Origin of the sequence: Pseudomonas sp. S04, assembly GCF_009834545.1 — a bacterium.
In the GTDB taxonomy this organism is placed as follows: domain Bacteria; phylum Pseudomonadota; class Gammaproteobacteria; order Pseudomonadales; family Pseudomonadaceae; genus Aquipseudomonas.
Genome location: NZ_CP019427.1, coordinates 2,026,691 through 2,042,188 on the forward strand (window position 1 = coordinate 2,026,691; position 15,498 = coordinate 2,042,188).

Here is a 15,498-nt window from a genome sequence, read left to right on the forward strand (position 1 = left end):
ATATGGCATGCAGCGCCCCGAGGACCGTAGGGGCAAGGCTTGCCCGCGATGGCGTGAGCGGGGCTTGCCGCGAATTGCGCAAGATTGTTCAAGACAGCCCGGCGTTTGGCTGGCACATTCAGATCCCCTCTTTTTGTTGTAGAGCACTATGTCTGACACTCTCCTGCCGCGCAGTGCCTTCCTGCGCGGTGCCGCGGCCGTGATGCCGTTGTCCCTGGCGACGGCGCCGTGGGGGCTGCTGGCCGGCTCCATGGCCATCGAAGCCAACCTCACGCCCCTGCAGGGCCAGGGCCTGTCGAGCATTGTCTTTGCCGGCGCCGCGCAACTGGTGGCGATCGGCATGCTCAAGGGCGGTGCGGGGATTTTCTCGATTCTGCTGACCACCTTGCTGCTGACCTCGCAACACCTGCTGTACGGCATGAGCCTGCGCCCGGTGGTGTCACCTTTACCGGCGCGCTGGCGGGTTGGCCTGGGTTTTCTGCTGACCGATGAGTTGTTCGCCCTCACCAGTCAGTTCGACCGCCAGCAGTTCAATCGCTGGTACGCGCTGGGGGTGGGGCTGACGTTTTATATCGCCTGGAACCTGTTCACCCTGGCCGGCATCGTGCTGGGCAGCAGCATCCCGGGGCTTGAACACCTGGGGCTGGACTTCTCCATCGCCGCCACCTTCATCGCCTTGATCACCCCGGTGGTGCGCAATATTCCCACCGTGGTCTGCGTGGCGGTCTCGCTGTTCTGCTCGGTGCTGTTCGCCTACTGGCAAGTGGGCTCGGCGCTGGTGCTGGCCGGGTTGCTGGGGATGACCGCCGGTTTTGTCTGCAACAAGTTCCAGGGAGCACGCACATGATGGTCTGGGCAGTCATATTCGGCATGGGCCTGCTGGTGTTTCTCAACCGCTACCTGTTCCTCGAACCCCGTCTGCCGGTGCGCCTGAGCAGCAACGCGCGCCAGTTCCTCGGCTTTGCCGTGCCCGGCATGCTGACCGCGATCTGCGGGCCGATCGTGTTCATGCCCGAGCAGCAACTGAACCTGCAGTGGGACAACCCCTACCTGCTCAGCTCGCTCGTCGCCATCGGCCTGGTGCTCTACACCCGCAGCACGCTGATCAGCATGCTGTTGAGCATGGCGTTCTTTTTCCTGCTGCGCTGGTGGCTCTAAGGCTTGCCAGGTTTGCTGCTGCCGGGGATGTGCAGGTAGCTCATCACGCTTTCGGTGAGTTCAGTGGCCAATTTCACCGCTTCCTTGTTGCGTGCCATGACCCCGGCGACCAGCCCTTCGATCAGCGCCAGCACGGCGATGTAGGAGCTGGTCAACACCGGATGATCGGCCGGGGCGAACAGCACGTGCCGGGCGACGTGGGTCAGGGGTGAGGCCGGGGAGTCGGTGATCGCCAGCACCGTAGCGCCTCGCTCGTGGGCAAAGCGCGACAGTTGCAGGGTGTCCAGGGAGTAGCGGGGCAGGGAGATCGCCAGCAGCACGTCGTCCCGGGTGATGGCGGCCAGGCGGTAGGCGGCGTTTTCGTTGCCGCCTTCCATGCTGATGGCCGTGGCGTCGGCGCAGAACGGCATCAGTGTCGAGGCGGCCAGGCCAGCCAGGTAGACGCTGTTGCCAAAACCGAGGATGTAGATCTTGCGCGCCTGGATCAGGCACGTGACCACGGCCTCGAAAGTGTCGGGGTGATTGTTGCTACCGGCGGTATCGAGGTTGCTGGTGGCGCTCTGGATCTGCTCGTGCAGGCCGAACGCGCCACCGGGACGTTGTGCCAGTTCGTTGCGCAGCTTGTCCACGGGCGAGACCATCTGCTGCAAGGTGGTCACCAGCTCGGCCTTCATGCCGCTGTAGCCTCCGACGTCCAGGGCCTTGGCCAGGCGATTGACCGCCGCGGGGGAGGTGGCGGTCTCGGCGGCCATTTCCTCGATGGTCAGGGTCGCGGCCTTGAGCGGGTGGCGCAGGATGAAGTCGGCGACCTTGCGCAGTGAAGGCGGCAGGTCCGCGAGGATCTGCGCCAGCTTGCGCATCACCGGGGAGGCATAGACCGTGGTGTTTTTCGGGGAATCAGACATAACCGGCTCGCCATCTACCAAAGGGTTCAAGGGGTCGACAGCGCCCCCTCGACATAAGTGGGCGCCAGTGTAGCCGAAGCGCATCGGCACTGCGTTCGCGACGGCCGGCACCGATCAGCGCATTACTTCAAACTGCCGGCCAGGAACTGTTGCAGGCGTTCGGACTGGGGGTTGGCGAGCACGTCACGAGGCACGCCCCGTTCCTCGACCACGCCTTTGTGCAGGAACACCAACTGGTTCGACACTTCCCGGGCAAAGCCCATTTCGTGGGTCACCACCACCATGGTCCGGCCCTCCAGGGCCAGGTCCTGCATGACCTTGAGCACTTCGCCCACCAGTTCCGGGTCGAGGGCCGAAGTCGGCTCATCGAACAGCATCACCTCAGGCTCCATGGCCAGCGCCCGGGCGATCGCCACACGCTGCTGCTCGCCCCCGGACATATGGGCCGGGTAGGCGCCCCTGCGATGGGAGACGCCGACTTTATCCAGGTAGTGCTCGGCCTTTTCCCGCGTCGCCTTCTTGTCCATCCCCAGCACATGCACCGGGGCCTCCATGACGTTTTCCAGGGCGCTCATGTGCGACCACAGGTTGAAGTGCTGGAACACCATGGCCAGGCGCGAGCGCATGCGCTGCAACTGCCTGGGGTCGGCAGCCTTGAGCCCGCCGGTCTTGTTGGCCAGCAGCTTGAGCGGTTCGCCGTTGAGCACGATCTCGCCGGCGTTGGGTTGCTCCAGCAGGTTGATGCAACGCAGGAAGGTGCTTTTGCCCGAGCCGCTGGAGCCGATGATGCTGATCACATCGCCGGCCCGGGCCTGGAGTGAAACGCCCTTGAGTACTTCGACGCTGCCATAGGATTTGTGCAGGTCGCGAATTTCCAGTGTGTTCATGGTCTTGGTCTCGGGAGTCAGTCGCTGAGCAAGCGACCCTGGCGAATGGGAGTGCTGCCTGCGACCTTGGCCAGCCACAACCCGGGCTGGGCAAAACGCAGGCGTTCGCGGGCGTAGAGGATGCCATCGGTGCTGGCGGTGACCACGCTGTGGCGGTCGGTCAGGGGGTCGAGCACTTCGAACAACGGGTCGCCGACCTTGACGCGGGCGCCCACCGGTTGCAGGAAACTCACCACGCCGGGGTGCGGGGCATAGGCGTATTGGGCTCCGGCAAAGGGCGTCGCTTCACAGCATTCGGCCGGCGCGGCTGGCCAGTCACCGCTGATCAGGCCGACTTCGGCCAGGTAGCCGAGGATCTGTTCGGCATCCAGCGCGCAGGTATCGCCCTCGGTGTCGAGCATGCCTCGCAGTTCCACAGTGGTTGCCACACAGGCCAGGGGAATGTTGGCCTGCGGGAAACGTTCGGCCAGGTGCAGCCATGGCACCGCGCAGGCTTCATCGAAGGCATTGCCGCCAGCGTCCTCGGCCAGCAGCACCGCGCCGGCCGCCAGGCGCGCGGCCAGCGAGCGTACCCGTGGCCAGTTCTGGGGCAGGGCGTAGAGCAGCATGATCGACTCGAAGTCGCAGTGCAGGTCCAGCACCACGTCGGCGGTGCAGGCGTGTTGCATCAGCAGCACGCGCAGGCCGTCGAGTTCCGACGCGGCGCCCGGCTGTTGATTGAGTGCTTGGACCATGGCCTCGCGAATCAATCCCACGTTGCTCTCGGCATCGCTGCCCAGTTGGCCGGCGACCCGTTCGGCCACCGCATCGGCGAGTGCCGGGAAGTCGCGGTTGAAATTCTTGCCGCTGTTGAATTCGAAGCGCCCCTGGTGGGTGGCCTGGAACATCTGTCCGATGCCAATCGGATTGGCCATCGGCACCAGTTCGATGACCCCATTCAGGCGGCCTTGTGCTTCGAGCTCGCGCAGCCGGCGCTTGAGTTCGACCGCCACACGCATGCCGGGCAGTTCGTCGGCGTGCAGGGACGCCTGGATATAAGCCTTGCGCGGGCCGCTGCCGAAGCGGAATACCGAGAGGGTGCGTTGCGTGCCGCTGGCGCTCCAGGGCAGGACGTGTTGAATGTGCTGCATGGCAATTCCTTAGTGTTTACGTGGGGCCAGGTGCGCCAGCCAGTGGCGCTCGGCGAGCTTGAACAGGCGCACGAGGATGAACGTCAGGGCCAGGTACATCAGGGCGGCGGTGATGAAGGCTTCGAACGGCATGTAGTAGCGCGAACTGACCGTGCGCGCCGCGCCGGTGATATCCACCAGGGTGACGATGGAGGCCAGGCTGGTGGTTTGCAGCATCATCAACACTTCGTTGCTGTACTGCGGCAGTACCCGGCGCAGCGCCGAGGGCAGCAGGATGCGTCGGTACAGGGTCAGGCGCGACATGCCCATGGCCTTGGCGGCTTCGATCTCGCCGCCGGGGGTCGACCTCAGACTGCCCGCCAGCAGTTCGGCGCTGTAGGCACTGGTGTTGAGGGCGAAGGCCAGGCAGGCACAGAAGGTCGCGCTGGACAGGTACGGCCAGAGCACGCTGTGACGCACCGCCTCGAATTGCGCCAGTCCGTAGTAGATCAGGAACAACTGCACCAGCATCGGGGTGCCCCGGATGATGTAGGTGTAGAGCCAGGCCGGTGCGTTGAGCCAGGGCGCCCGGGACACGCGCATCAGGGCCAGGGGCACCGCCAGCACCAGGCCCAGGGCCAGGGAAATCAGCAGCAGCTTGAGGGTCAGCAGGGCGCCGCCGAAGTACAGCGGCAGGCTGTCCCAGATCAAGGTGTAGTCGAGCATGGTCAGGGTCTCCCGGTCACAGGTCGGCGGCTTTGATGCCGACCGAATAACGTTTTTCCAGGGTGCGCAGCAGCACCAGCGAGACACTGGTGATCACCAGGTACAGCGCCGCAACCGCGAGGTAAAACGTGAAGGGTTCATGGGTCGCATCGGCGGCGTTCTTGGCCTTGAACATCATGTCTTGCAGGCCGATCACCGAAATCAGCGCGGTGGACTTGGTCAGCACCAGCCAGTTGTTGGTGAAACCGGGAATGGCGAAGCGGATCATCTGTGGCACCAGGATCCGCCAGAACACCTGCCAGCCGCTCAGGCCATAGGCCCGGCCGGCTTCGCCCTGGCCCGCGGGAATGGCCATGAAGGCGCCGCGAAAGGTTTCCGACAGGTAGGCACCGAAGATGAACCCCATGGTGCAGACCCCCGCGACAAACGGGTTGATGTCGATGTACTGCTCGTAGCCAACGCCTTGGGCAATACGGTTCACCAGGTCCTGGCCGCCGTAGAAAATCAGCAGGATCAGTACCAGGTCGGGGATGCCACGAATCACCGTGGTGTAGGCCTCGCCCAGATTCGCCAGCCACTTGACCGGCGACAGGCGAAACGCCGCGCCGAGCAGGCCCAGGGTAATGGCCAGCGCCATGGCACTCAGGGCCAGGTTGATCGAAAGCCAGGCGCCATCGAGAATGCTCGATCCGTAGCCGTGCAACATGATGAAATCCTCACCCGACACGCGTTGGGCGTGCGGGACGACAGGGGTTGATGACGATCAGACAAGGGGTGAAACCTGTGGGAGCGGGCTTGCCCGCGATGAGGCTGGCACCTTCAACATCGATGTCGGCAGGCCCACCGCCATCGCGGGCGAGCCCGCTCCCACAGTGGATCGGGGGCGAACTCACATCTGTATTCCACCCATGCCCCGGTGGGAGCGGGCTTGCCCGCGATGACGCCCATGCAAGCAACTCTGCAGTTGCTTTACCCACCTTTACTCAGCAGTCGAACCGTAGATGTCATAGGCGAAGTACTTGCCCATGATCTGCTGGTATTTGCCGTTGGTGCGCAGGGTGTCGATCGCGGCGTTCAGGCGCTCGGCGTTGGCCGTGTCACCTTTGCGCAAGGCAATCCCGGCACCCCGGCCGAAGTACTTGGGGTCGTTGATGTCCGGGCCCACCAGGGCAAAACCCTTGCCGGCCGGGGTCTTGATAAAGGCTTCGTCGGTGTTGACGATGTCCGCCAGGGTCGCGTCCAGGCGACCTGATGCCAGGTCCAGCGAGGCTTCGCTTTGCGAGGAGTAGCGCACCACCTCGACCCCGGCCGGGGCCAGTTGCTCGGTGGCGTAGCGGTCGTAGGTCGAGGCGCGCTGTACACCGACCTTCTTGCCCTTGAGATCCAGCAACGGGTCGTTGATTACCACGTCGTCCTTCATCGCGAGCTTGCCGGGGGTGTGGTAGTACTTCTTGGTGAAGTCGACGGACTTCAGACGATCGGGGGTGATCGACATCGATGACAGAATCGCATCGACCTTGCGCACCTTGAGCGACGGGATCATCCCGTCGAAGGCCAGGACCACCCACTGGCACTTGATCTTCATCTCATCACACAGCGCATTGCCGACGTCATAGTCGAATCCGCTGATCTCACCTTCTGGGGTCTTGAAGGAAAACGGCGGGTAGGCGGCTTCGATGCCAATGCGCAAGGTGCTGTCGTCGGCGTGGGCGAGGGTGCTGGCGGCACAGAAGGCCAGAGCAGCCAGAAGTCCGGTCGTGTTCATCGTGTTGACTCCGTGAGTAGGGGGCGGATGCCCTTCTTATGGGTCTATGATTGACATGAAATAATTCATTAATCAATACAATGAAAATAAAAATATCAGTTTGGCGCTTTATGTCAGCCAGACGGTCATGGCGCAATGGCTGTGCGGGGCTAGAGTTGCCTGACTGAACTCCTGCCATCGAAGAGGGCACTGCCATGAATACCAGCGATCTGCTTGAACAATTACTGCGCGCCGGCCAGGGCGCGCAGGGCCAACAGGGCGGTGGTGCCGCGGGTGGGCAAGGCGGCCTGGGTGACTTGGGCGGGTTGCTGGGTGGTCTGTTGGGCGCCGGTGGTGGTGGCGCCGCTGCTGGTGCCGGCGGCCTCGGTGGTTTGGGTGGCCTGCTGGGCGGGCTCGGAGGATTGCTGGGTGGCGCGGGGAGCGGCGGCGGTACGACTCAGGGTCGCTCCAGTGGCACCAATTATGCCGCGCTGGCGTCCCTGGGGATGATGGCGTTCCAGGCCTATCAAGCCTGGCAACGCAGCCAGGCTTCAGCCCCGCAACAGGTGCCGCAGACTGTTGACCAGTTGCTTGCCGGCCCGCAAATCGAAGCCCATAGCCATGCCGTGTTGCGGGCACTGATCGCCGCCGCCAAGGCTGACGGGCGTATTGACGACAACGAGAAACAGATGATCAGCACCGAGATCGGCCGGCACACCGACGACCCCGACCTGCAACAGTGGCTCGATGACGAAGTCGCCAAACCGCTGGACGCCAATGACGTCGCGCAATCGGCCGCCGACCCGGCCATCGCCGCGGAAATGTACCTGGCCAGCGTGATGCTGGTCGATCACCAGCAGGATGCCGAGCGCGCCTACCTCGACGAGTTGGCCGCAGCGTTGAAGCTCGATCCGCAATTGCAGGTGCAACTGGAGAAGCAGGCTGGCGCCTGAACACAAGCCCCCTGTAGGAGCGGCCGGGATTGAGGCAGGGGGGCTGCACGCGTGGTTATAAAGTCAGATCACATTGATATAAGTGGTTATAAGAAAAATCGCTATGCTGCCTGCCAGTTTTTGCTCGTCACGCTGGTTCTGTAAGGTATGGCAATGGATTTCGGTAATTTGGGTTTTGTAGTTGCAGGCTTGGTTGTCGGATTTATTGTCGGTATGACCGGTATCGGTGGCGGCTCGTTGATGACCCCGATTCTGCTGTGGTTCGGTATCAACCCGGCCACCGCCGTCGGCACCGACCTGCTGTACGCGGCGATCACCAAGTCCGGTGGGGTGCTGGTTCATCAGAAGAACAAGAACATCGACTGGAAAATCACCGGCTGGCTGACCGCAGGCAGTGTGCCGGCCGTGGCCCTGACCCTGCTGTTTCTCACCTTCTTCAACAACGACGCCCAGGCGACCAACGCGATCATCAAGCAGGCCCTGGGTTTTGTGCTGTTGCTGACCGCGCTGGCGATTTTCTTCAAGAAGCAGTTGCTGGCCTTCGCCCATAAACACGCGGGCGATCACTATCACCTGAGCGAGCGCAAACTCAATCTGCTGACCATCGGCACCGGGGCGTTGCTCGGGGTGATGGTGGCGCTGACGTCCATTGGCGCCGGTGCCCTGGGCACTGTGGCGCTATTCCTGCTGTACCCGTTCCTGGCCACCAAACGTTTGGTGGGTACCGAAATCGCCCACGCCGTGCCCTTGACCCTGGTCGCCGGCCTTGGCCACGCGAGCATGGGCAACATGGACTGGCACCTGCTGGGGTTCCTGCTGATGGGGTCGCTGCCGGGGATCTACATCGGCAGTCACCTGACCGGCAAAGTCTCCGACGGCGTGCTGCGTCCGTGCCTGGCGGCCATGCTGGTGTTCATCGGCTACAAGCTGGCGTTCTGACTCAGGGCGCTGGCCGGGCACTGTTGCCGCAGTGCCTGGCCATTCTCCAGTTACTTGCGCGCCTCCAGAATCAGGTTGAACGGGGTTTCCGCCGCGCGGCGGAAGTGTTTGAACCCGGCTTCGCTGAACACGTCCCGCAACCGTGCCTCACCCGCTTGCGCCCCCAGCCCCAGGCCCACTTCCTGGGACAGCGAGTTGGGCGTGCAGATGAAGGTCGAGGCGGCGTAGAACAAGCGACCTACCGGGGTGCTGTTCTGGTCCAGTTGATCGCTGGCGTAAGGCTCCACCAACAGCACGCTGCCATCGGCCTTGAGCGATCGATAGGCATGCTTGGCTGCGCCCACCGGGTCGCCCATGTCGTGCAGGCAGTCGAAATAGCAGACCAGGTCGTAGTCGTGGCCCGGGTAGTTTTTGGCGGTGCCCTGGATGAACTGCGCGCGGTCGGCCACGCCGCCTTCTTCGGCGCGTTGGTTGGCGGTGGCGATGGAGGGGGCGTGGTAGTCGAAGCCAACAAAGGTCGAGGCCGGGAAGGCCTTGGCCATGACCACAGTGGAAGCCCCGTGGCCGCAACCGATATCCGCCACCTTGGCGCCGGCTTTGAGCTTGTCGACCACGCCTTCCAGGGCGGGCAGCCATTCATCCACCAGGTGGGCGCGGTAGCCGGGTCGGAAGAAGCGTTCGGTGCCACTGAACATGCATGGGTGGTGATCGCCCCAGGCCAATGCACCGTCGCCGCGCATGGCCGCCAGCAGTTTGTCCTTGTCGTGGTACAGGGCGGCTATTACCCCGGCACCACCTGCGACATACACCGGGGAGTCCTCGTGGGCGAGCGCCATGGCCTGTTCTTCCGGTAGGCGGAACTGCCCGTCGGCATGCTCCATGTAGCCTGATGCCGCATGGGCGCTGAGCCATTCACGCAGCAACCGAGCATTGCAGCCGGTCTTGGTGGACAGTGCCTCGGGGGTCACCGGCAGGCTGTCCGCCATGGCGCGATACAGGCCCAGCTCTTCGCCGACGATCACATTGGCGAGCATCGCGGCACCGCCCATGTCGGTCACCAGCTTGCCCATGAAGTCCTGCAGTTTGCCTTCGTCCATAACCGCGCCTCCTGAAAAAGGCCACCGCTGAACCAGGCACACCATGCAGCGACAGCAGCCTGTCAGGCGATGGTCGGATGGATGATCGGGACGACCGTGGGCGAACTGCCTGCCACGCGAATGCCCGGGCATAGACCATGTCCGGGCGTGTTGGACGCGAAGTCGTCGTCCTGCAGAGTTGTCGCTGTGGGGCAGGGCCCCACAGGACGCTTACGAAGTGGCCATTGGTTCCAGCGTCATGAGCGTGGTAATGGGCAGGCACGCTGCTGACGGACGCGGATTTGGCTACGTCCCCCTATTGGGAACACTAACAGTGTAGTACGCGTTGTATGGATGCGCCTGGCCGTTGGTCTTGCCTGGCGCTTTGCACGCTATGCCCGTTTCTTTGAGGTTGGCGGCCAGTGGCGGATTAACCCTGCTGACCTAAGCTTGGCAACATGGCGATAGAAATTTCCCACATCAAAACTGGATCTTTCGCCTTGATGCGCAATCATAAGCGTGAAAATCAAAAGGAGATGCGCATGCTCATTCGGTCACTGACCCTCGCTACTTTGCTGGCTGTCGCGGGCCCCTTGTTCGCTGCCGACAACGACACGCCTCTGGCCCAGGAACGCGGCAAGAGCCGGCCGCTGATTGTCATCGCCCCCAGCAGCATCGACCCAACGCTGGTCAACCTGAAAAAATCCCTCGACGACCCGGCCACCAAAAAAGCCTTCCAGGACCGCAGCATGGTGCTCTACACCGTGGTCCAGTTGATGGGCCAGCGCGATGGCAAGGACCTGGATGCGCAAACCACCATGGCGTTGATTCGCGAACTGAAACTGGGGGTCAGCGGTGAGACCAAGGTCATTCTGGTGGGCAAGGACGGCGAGAAGAAACTCGAACACCTGGGCCCGATAGACGCCAAGGCGCTGTTCGAGACCGTCGACCAGTTGCCTGCCGCCGAGAAAGAAGCGGCACCACCGGCACCTGCGGTCGCCGAAACGCCAGCCAAAGGCACCAAGGCCGCCAAGCCTGCCAAGCCGGCGAAACCACCACAGCCGCTGGATGATTGAAACTCGAGCGGGGGTGCTCCTGCATAGGTCATCGACTTGACCAGGCCACCCCCCACCGCTGCTCCAGGTTCATCGCCAGCACGCTGATCAACACCACCAGCGCTCCCACCATCACCATCAATCCCGGCCGTTCTCCCAGCAGGGCGGCGGCAATCAACATGGCGGTGGGAGGTGTCAGGTACAGCGCCATGGCGGCGCGGCTGGCCTCGACCTGGCGCAAGACAAAGGCCCAGGCCAGATAGGCCAGGGCGCTGGGGAACACCCCGAGAATCGTCACCGCCAGGTGAACCTGCGCCGGTGCCCTGGCCACCGCAGCGCCCAGGCCCGGAAGGAACACCATCAACAGCAGGGTGCCGGACCATACCGTGTAGCAGACCATGGTCAGGCCGCTGTAACGCTGGCAATGGCGTTTGTGCAGGGCGAAGTACAGGCTCCAGGACAGCGCGGCCAGCAGGATCAACAGGCCGTGGGGGTCGATGCTGCCCAGGCCGCGATCACCGGCGACCACGATGCCGGCGCCACACATCCCCAGCACCACACATCCCCAACGCCAGGCGCTGACGCGGTCGTTGAAGATGAAATGTGCCAGCAGCGCGCTGAACAGCGGAGTTGACTGCGCCAGCACGCTGGCGGCGCCGGCACTGACCCCGCGTTGACCGAAATTCAGCGCAATGTGGTGCAGGCTCACGGCAAACAATCCCAGCATGAGCAACAGTGGCAGGTCGCGCAGGCGCGGTAGCTCGATGCCCTTGCAGGCTGCGATCAACGCCATCAACAACGAGGCCACGAGGAACCGCAACAACGCCAGGTGTCCGGGTTCATAGGCGGTCAGGCCGATGCGGATGCCGGTCGGCGAGTAACCCCAGCAGACGATCACAAACAGCACGGCCAGGAGAATCTTCAGGGTTGAACGAGTGGGCATCAGGTCGGCCTGCCAGGTCAGGTGCGCAACGAAGACCGCGACGAGGTGACGGCTTCTGCCCCTTGAGTATTGGAGCCTTACCTATTCACTACAACTGACTTAACATGAGGTGAATGTTCACTTCTGGTGATGTATGGAGCTGGCGCAGATTCGCATGTTCAAGACGGTTTTCGAGACCGGCAGCATTGCCCGTGCTGCGCAGGTGCTGCATTGCGTGCCCTCGAACATCACCGCGCGCCTCAAGTCGCTGGAAAGCGAACTGGGCGTCGAGCTGTTTTACCGGGCGGGGCGGGGGTTGCAGATCAGCCCGGCCGGTGAAATCTTCCTGACCTACGCTGCGCAGATCCTGGCCCTGTCCGAGGAAGCCAAGCGTGCCGTGGATCCCGGAGCGCCGCCGTCCGAGCCGCTGCGCATCGGCGCGATCGAATCATCGGCCAGCGGCCGCCTGCCCAGGTTGTTGGCCCGATTCCATAGGCGTTATCCGGCGGTCGCCCTGGAGCTGACGACCGGGCCTTGGGCGCAGTTGCTCGAGGACACGCTCCTGCACAAGCTCGACGGGGTGATTGTGGCGGTCGACGTCGAGCGACCACTGCTCAAGCGCAAGCTCATGTACCGCGAAGACCTGGTGCTGATCGCGTCGCCGTCTCTGGGACCGTTGCGCGAGGCCGCCGACCTGCGCGGCAAGTCGATCTTCATGTGGCCCTCGGGGTGCCCGTACCGGGCAACGCTGGAGCGCTGGCTGCTAGGGCAGGGGGAGGCCTTGCCGATCATCAGCATTGCCAGTTACGGCAGCATTGTCGGTTGCGTCAGTGCGGGGGCCGGCGTGGCGCTGGTGCCCAGGGGGATTTTCGAACAGTACGGACCGGGCGCCGGCTGGGCCAGCTACGAATTCCCGGAGCTGACGGCCATCGACAACCTGTTCTATTGGCACGAACACTCCCGGCATCACCCGGCCCGGGAAGCGTTCGTCGCGATGCTGCAGGAAGAGTTTGCGACTGCCCGCTTGTAGGTGCGGGCTTGCCAGCGATGGCGGTATGTCAGGCACCATCGATGTTGAATGGGCCGGCCCCATCGCGGGCAAGCCCGCTCCCACAGTGGTTCTGGGTGTTCGAAGATTTTGGGTACGCCCACTCAACCTGTGGGAGCGGGCTTGCCAGCGATGGCGGTATGTCAGGCACCATCGATGTTGAATGGGCCGGCCCCATCGCGGGCAAGCCCGCTCCCACAGTGGTTCTGGGGTGTTCGAAGATTTTGGGTACGCCCACTCAACCTGGGGGAGCTGGCTTGCCAGCGATAGCGGTGTGTCAGGCTGAATGGCCCGCTCCTACAGTTGCGGGTTGAATCAGTCCCGTTCGATGGCCAATGCCACGCCTTGGCCGCCACCGATGCACAGGGTAGCCAGGCCTTTCTTGGCGTCGCGCTTGATCATCTCGTGCAGCAACGACACCAGCACGCGGCAGCCCGAGGCGCCGATCGGGTGGCCGAGGGCAATCGCGCCACCGTTGACGTTGACCTTGCTCGTATCCCACTGCAGCTCTTTGCCAACCGCCAGGGACTGCGCGGCGAACGCTTCGTTGGCTTCGATCAGGTCCAGTTGCGCCAGGTTCCAGCCAGCCTTGTCCAGGCAGCGGCGGGTGGCCGATACCGGGCCGATGCCCATGATCGCCGGGTCGACACCGGCATTGGCGTAGGCGGCGATCTTCGCCAGTACTGGCAGGCCCAGTTGTTTGGCTTTTCCAGCGCTCATCAACAGCACGGCAGCGGCGCCGTCGTTGAGCGAAGAGGCGTTGCCGGCGGTGACGCTACCGTCTTTCTTGAACGCCGGCTTGAGCTTGGCCAGGGAGGCGGCGGTGGTCTCGGCGCGCGGTTGTTCATCGACCGCGAAGGTCAGCGGATCGCCTTTGCGCTGGGGAATCAGGATCGGCGTGATCTCGTCGGCAAAACGCCCGGCTTCGATGGCGGCCGTGGCCTTCTGCTGGGAGGCGGCGGCGAAGGCGTCCTGTTCCTCACGGCTGAGGCTGTACTTGTCCACCAGGTTCTCGGCGGTGATACCCATGTGGTAATCGTTGAACGCATCCCACAGGCCGTCGCTGATCATGCTGTCGACCATCTTCGCGTGACCCATGCGCAGGCCGGTGCGGGCGGCTGGCAACACATACGGCGCCAGGCTCATGTTTTCCATGCCGCCGGCGATGATCACGTCGGCGTCGCCGCAGCGGATCGCCTGGGCGCCCAGGTGCAGGGCCTTGAGGCCCGAACCGCAGACTTTGTTCAGGGTCAGCGCCGGCACCGCGTGGGGCAGACCGGCGAGAATCGAGGCCTGGCGCGCCGGGTTCTGGCCCGAGCCTGCGGTCAGGACCTGGCCGAGGATCACTTCATCCACCTGGTCGGCGGCCAGACCGGTCTGTGCCAGCAACTGGCGAATCACCGCAGCACCGAGTTCCGGCGCCGGGATGCTGGCCAGCGAACCCTGGAAGCTGCCGATGGCAGTCCGGGTGGCGGCGACAATCACGACTTCTTGCATCGTATTTCTCCTCAAAGGGTTCAGGCGAACTGCATTTCGGGAACGTGTTCGGGAACGATCAGTTTACCGGCAGTCTTGCTGACGATTTCCTCGACGCTGACCCCCGGTGCGCGTTCCTTGAGGATGAAGGCACCGTTTTCGATTTCCAGGTAGGCCAGGTCAGTCAGGACCCGCTTGATGCAGTTGGCGCCGGTCAGTGGCAGGCTGCAATGGCTCAGCAGCTTGGACTCACCGTCCTTGGAGGCGTGGGTCATGGTGACGATGATGTTGTCGGCACCGGCTACCAGGTCCATTGCGCCGCCCATGCCCTTGACCAGTTTGCCCGGGATCATCCAGGAGGCGATGTTGCCTTGTACGTCGACTTCGAACGCGCCGAGCACGGTCAGGTCGATGTGGCCGCCGCGAATCATCGCGAAGGATTCGGCGGAAGAGAAAATCGATGCGCCAATACGCGCGGTCACCGTTTGTTTGCCGGCGTTGATCATGTCGGCGTCGACCTGATCATCTGTCGGGAAAGCGCCCATGCCGAGCAGGCCGTTTTCCGACTGCAGCATGACTTCCATGCCTTCGGGAATGTAGTTGGCAACCAGGGTCGGAATACCGATGCCCAGGTTCACGTAGTAGCCGTCCTGCATTTCGCGGGCGACGCGTTGAGCCATTTGTTCGCGGGTAAGAGCCATTTTTTATTCTCCGTTGTTCGTCGGGCTGGGGGCGTGGATCACTTGCGCACGGTGCGCTGTTCGATGCGTTTTTCGAACGTGCCGCAGATCACCCGGTCAACGTAGATGCCAGGGGTATGGATGTGCGCAGGGTCCAGCTCGCCAGGCTCGACGATCTCTTCGACTTCGACCACGGTGATCTTGCCGGCAGTGGCAGCCAGCGGGTTGAAGTTCTGGGCGGTGTGGCGATAGACCACGTTGCCGAAGTGGTCGGCTTTCCAGCCTTTGACGATGGCGAAGTCGCCGGTGATGGACTCTTCCATCAGGTACGGGCGGCCATGGAACTCACGCACTTCCTTGCCTTCGGCCACGGGCGTGCCGACGCCGGTAGCAGTGAAGAATGCAGGGATACCTGCGCCGCCAGCGCGCATTTTTTCTGCCAGGGTGCCTTGTGGGGTCAGCACCACTTCGATTTCGCCGCTCAGCAGTTGTTTCTCGAACAGGGCGTTTTCACCGACGTAGGACGCCACCACCTTGCTGATCTGCCGGTCTTCGAGCAGCACGCCGAGGCCAAAACCGTCGACGCCGCAGTTGTTGGAAACCACGGTCAGGTCGCGCGTGCCCTTGCGTTTGATCTCGGCAATCAGGTTTTCCGGAATGCCGCACAAGCCGAAGCCGCCAGCGATCACGGTCATGCCGTCTTCAAGGCCGGCGAGGGCCTCTTCATAGGAACTCACGCGCTTGTCGAAACCTGCCATATGCACCTCTTTTATTCTTTGTGGGCGGCTGGCTAGCCGTATGGGGTTGAGTGTTGCGCCAT

17 protein-coding genes are annotated in these 15,498 nt (G+C 63.2%); 6 read left to right on the forward strand and 11 right to left on the reverse strand.

The features are described 5' to 3' along the window. Positions 1-148 precede the first annotated feature (148 nt). Together PspS04_RS09060 and PspS04_RS09065 are read left to right on the forward strand one after the other, a co-directional pair. Positions 149-847 carry an AzlC family ABC transporter permease gene (locus PspS04_RS09060; RefSeq protein WP_159994701.1) on the forward strand — a complete coding sequence of 233 codons (699 nt, stop codon included), beginning with the start codon at positions 149-151 and terminating at the stop codon, positions 845-847. Next, on the forward strand, positions 847-1,158 hold the full coding sequence (locus PspS04_RS09065) for an AzlD domain-containing protein (RefSeq protein ID WP_095171071.1): 312 nt from the start codon (positions 847-849) through the stop codon (positions 1,156-1,158). The genes PspS04_RS09060 and PspS04_RS09065 overlap by 1 nt, the downstream gene beginning before the upstream one ends. Here the strand turns inward: PspS04_RS09065 and PspS04_RS09070 are convergent. The 6 genes from PspS04_RS09070 to PspS04_RS09095 all read right to left on the reverse strand — a co-directional run bounded on the left by PspS04_RS09070 (position 1,155) and on the right by PspS04_RS09095 (position 6,550). Then, entirely contained in the window at positions 1,155-2,063 is a 909-nt protein-coding gene (locus PspS04_RS09070) for a MurR/RpiR family transcriptional regulator (protein WP_095170999.1), read from the reverse strand. The two genes, PspS04_RS09065 and PspS04_RS09070, sit on opposite strands and share 4 nt — an antisense overlap. A gap of 122 nt (positions 2,064-2,185) precedes the next feature. Continuing rightward, a complete protein-coding gene (locus tag PspS04_RS09075; protein WP_159994703.1) occupies positions 2,186-2,950 on the reverse strand; it encodes an ABC transporter ATP-binding protein in 765 nt (254 codons plus the stop codon). A gap of 17 nt (positions 2,951-2,967) precedes the next feature. Beyond that, on the reverse strand, positions 2,968-4,080 hold the full coding sequence (locus PspS04_RS09080; RefSeq protein ID WP_159994705.1) for a succinylglutamate desuccinylase/aspartoacylase family protein: 1,113 nt from the start codon (positions 4,078-4,080) through the stop codon (positions 2,968-2,970). Positions 4,081-4,089: 9 nt separating this feature from the next. Continuing rightward, positions 4,090-4,785: an ABC transporter permease gene (locus PspS04_RS09085; RefSeq protein ID WP_159994707.1), complete on the reverse strand. Its 696-nt coding sequence runs from the start codon at positions 4,783-4,785 to the stop codon at positions 4,090-4,092. Between the two features lie 16 nt (positions 4,786-4,801). After that, positions 4,802-5,491: an ABC transporter permease gene (locus PspS04_RS09090; protein WP_095170992.1), complete on the reverse strand. Its 690-nt coding sequence runs from the start codon at positions 5,489-5,491 to the stop codon at positions 4,802-4,804. 273 nt (positions 5,492-5,764) lie between these two features. Further along, positions 5,765-6,550: an ABC transporter substrate-binding protein gene (locus PspS04_RS09095; RefSeq protein WP_095170990.1), complete on the reverse strand. Its 786-nt coding sequence runs from the start codon at positions 6,548-6,550 to the stop codon at positions 5,765-5,767. 194 nt (positions 6,551-6,744) lie between these two features. On the opposite strand from PspS04_RS09095, the gene PspS04_RS09100 reads away from it, so the two are divergent. Continuing rightward, positions 6,745-7,482: a tellurite resistance TerB family protein gene (locus PspS04_RS09100; protein ID WP_159994709.1), complete on the forward strand. Its 738-nt coding sequence runs from the start codon at positions 6,745-6,747 to the stop codon at positions 7,480-7,482. A gap of 153 nt (positions 7,483-7,635) precedes the next feature. Next, positions 7,636-8,421: a sulfite exporter TauE/SafE family protein gene (locus tag PspS04_RS09105; RefSeq protein ID WP_095170987.1), complete on the forward strand. Its 786-nt coding sequence runs from the start codon at positions 7,636-7,638 to the stop codon at positions 8,419-8,421. Between the two features lie 50 nt (positions 8,422-8,471). On the opposite strand, the gene PspS04_RS09110 is transcribed toward PspS04_RS09105, so the two are convergent. Next, the gene (locus tag PspS04_RS09110; RefSeq protein ID WP_159994711.1) at positions 8,472-9,518 is read right to left on the reverse strand and encodes a class I SAM-dependent methyltransferase; all 1,047 of its coding nucleotides are present in this window, start codon (positions 9,516-9,518) and stop codon (positions 8,472-8,474) included. A 521-nt stretch (positions 9,519-10,039) separates the two neighbouring features. Between PspS04_RS09110 and PspS04_RS09115 the strand changes: the two genes are divergently transcribed. Continuing rightward, positions 10,040-10,573: a DUF4174 domain-containing protein gene (locus PspS04_RS09115; RefSeq protein WP_095171069.1), complete on the forward strand. Its 534-nt coding sequence runs from the start codon at positions 10,040-10,042 to the stop codon at positions 10,571-10,573. Between the two features lie 28 nt (positions 10,574-10,601). Here the strand turns inward: PspS04_RS09115 and PspS04_RS09120 are convergent, their stop codons facing one another. Further along, complete coding sequence (locus tag PspS04_RS09120; RefSeq protein ID WP_159994713.1) at positions 10,602-11,495, reverse strand: DMT family transporter; 894 nt, start codon at positions 11,493-11,495, stop codon at positions 10,602-10,604. A 133-nt stretch (positions 11,496-11,628) separates the two neighbouring features. Between PspS04_RS09120 and PspS04_RS09125 the strand changes: the two genes are divergently transcribed. Beyond that, complete coding sequence (locus tag PspS04_RS09125) at positions 11,629-12,504, forward strand: LysR family transcriptional regulator (protein WP_159994715.1); 876 nt, start codon at positions 11,629-11,631, stop codon at positions 12,502-12,504. Positions 12,505-12,837: 333 nt separating this feature from the next. On the opposite strand, the gene PspS04_RS09130 is transcribed toward PspS04_RS09125, so the two are convergent. From PspS04_RS09130 to PspS04_RS09140, 3 genes are read right to left on the reverse strand one after another with little or no spacing between them, the layout of a single operon-like run. After that, on the reverse strand, positions 12,838-14,019 hold the full coding sequence (locus tag PspS04_RS09130; RefSeq protein WP_159994717.1) for an acetyl-CoA C-acetyltransferase: 1,182 nt from the start codon (positions 14,017-14,019) through the stop codon (positions 12,838-12,840). 20 nt (positions 14,020-14,039) lie between these two features. Further along, positions 14,040-14,699: a CoA transferase subunit B gene (locus PspS04_RS09135; protein WP_095169307.1), complete on the reverse strand. Its 660-nt coding sequence runs from the start codon at positions 14,697-14,699 to the stop codon at positions 14,040-14,042. A gap of 38 nt (positions 14,700-14,737) precedes the next feature. After that, on the reverse strand, positions 14,738-15,436 hold the full coding sequence (locus PspS04_RS09140; RefSeq protein WP_095169306.1) for a CoA transferase subunit A: 699 nt from the start codon (positions 15,434-15,436) through the stop codon (positions 14,738-14,740). Positions 15,437-15,498 lie beyond the last annotated feature (62 nt).

Bases quoted from the DNA above. Each gene is read 5' to 3' on its own strand.
- PspS04_RS09135 (WP_095169307.1), bottom strand. From the start codon at position 14,699: ATGGCTCTTACCCGCGAACAAATGGCTCAACGCGTCGCCCGCGAAATG.
- PspS04_RS09060 (WP_159994701.1), top strand. From the start codon at position 149: ATGTCTGACACTCTCCTGCCGCGCAGTGCCTTCCTGCGCGGTGCCGCG.
- PspS04_RS09140 (WP_095169306.1), bottom strand. From the start codon at position 15,436: ATGGCAGGTTTCGACAAGCGCGTGAGTTCCTATGAAGAGGCCCTCGCC.
- PspS04_RS09105 (WP_095170987.1), top strand. From the start codon at position 7,636: ATGGATTTCGGTAATTTGGGTTTTGTAGTTGCAGGCTTGGTTGTCGGA.
- PspS04_RS09075 (WP_159994703.1), bottom strand. From the start codon at position 2,950: ATGAACACACTGGAAATTCGCGACCTGCACAAATCCTATGGCAGCGTC.
- PspS04_RS09090 (WP_095170992.1), bottom strand. From the start codon at position 5,491: ATGTTGCACGGCTACGGATCGAGCATTCTCGATGGCGCCTGGCTTTCG.
- PspS04_RS09130 (WP_159994717.1), bottom strand. From the start codon at position 14,019: ATGCAAGAAGTCGTGATTGTCGCCGCCACCCGGACTGCCATCGGCAGC.
- PspS04_RS09125 (WP_159994715.1), top strand. From the start codon at position 11,629: ATGGAGCTGGCGCAGATTCGCATGTTCAAGACGGTTTTCGAGACCGGC.
- PspS04_RS09110 (WP_159994711.1), bottom strand. From the start codon at position 9,518: ATGGACGAAGGCAAACTGCAGGACTTCATGGGCAAGCTGGTGACCGAC.
- PspS04_RS09080 (WP_159994705.1), bottom strand. From the start codon at position 4,080: ATGCAGCACATTCAACACGTCCTGCCCTGGAGCGCCAGCGGCACGCAA.
- PspS04_RS09085 (WP_159994707.1), bottom strand. From the start codon at position 4,785: ATGCTCGACTACACCTTGATCTGGGACAGCCTGCCGCTGTACTTCGGC.
- PspS04_RS09120 (WP_159994713.1), bottom strand. From the start codon at position 11,495: ATGCCCACTCGTTCAACCCTGAAGATTCTCCTGGCCGTGCTGTTTGTG.
- PspS04_RS09115 (WP_095171069.1), top strand. From the start codon at position 10,040: ATGCTCATTCGGTCACTGACCCTCGCTACTTTGCTGGCTGTCGCGGGC.
- PspS04_RS09095 (WP_095170990.1), bottom strand. From the start codon at position 6,550: ATGAACACGACCGGACTTCTGGCTGCTCTGGCCTTCTGTGCCGCCAGC.
- PspS04_RS09065 (WP_095171071.1), top strand. From the start codon at position 847: ATGGTCTGGGCAGTCATATTCGGCATGGGCCTGCTGGTGTTTCTCAAC.
- PspS04_RS09100 (WP_159994709.1), top strand. From the start codon at position 6,745: ATGAATACCAGCGATCTGCTTGAACAATTACTGCGCGCCGGCCAGGGC.
- PspS04_RS09070 (WP_095170999.1), bottom strand. From the start codon at position 2,063: ATGTCTGATTCCCCGAAAAACACCACGGTCTATGCCTCCCCGGTGATG.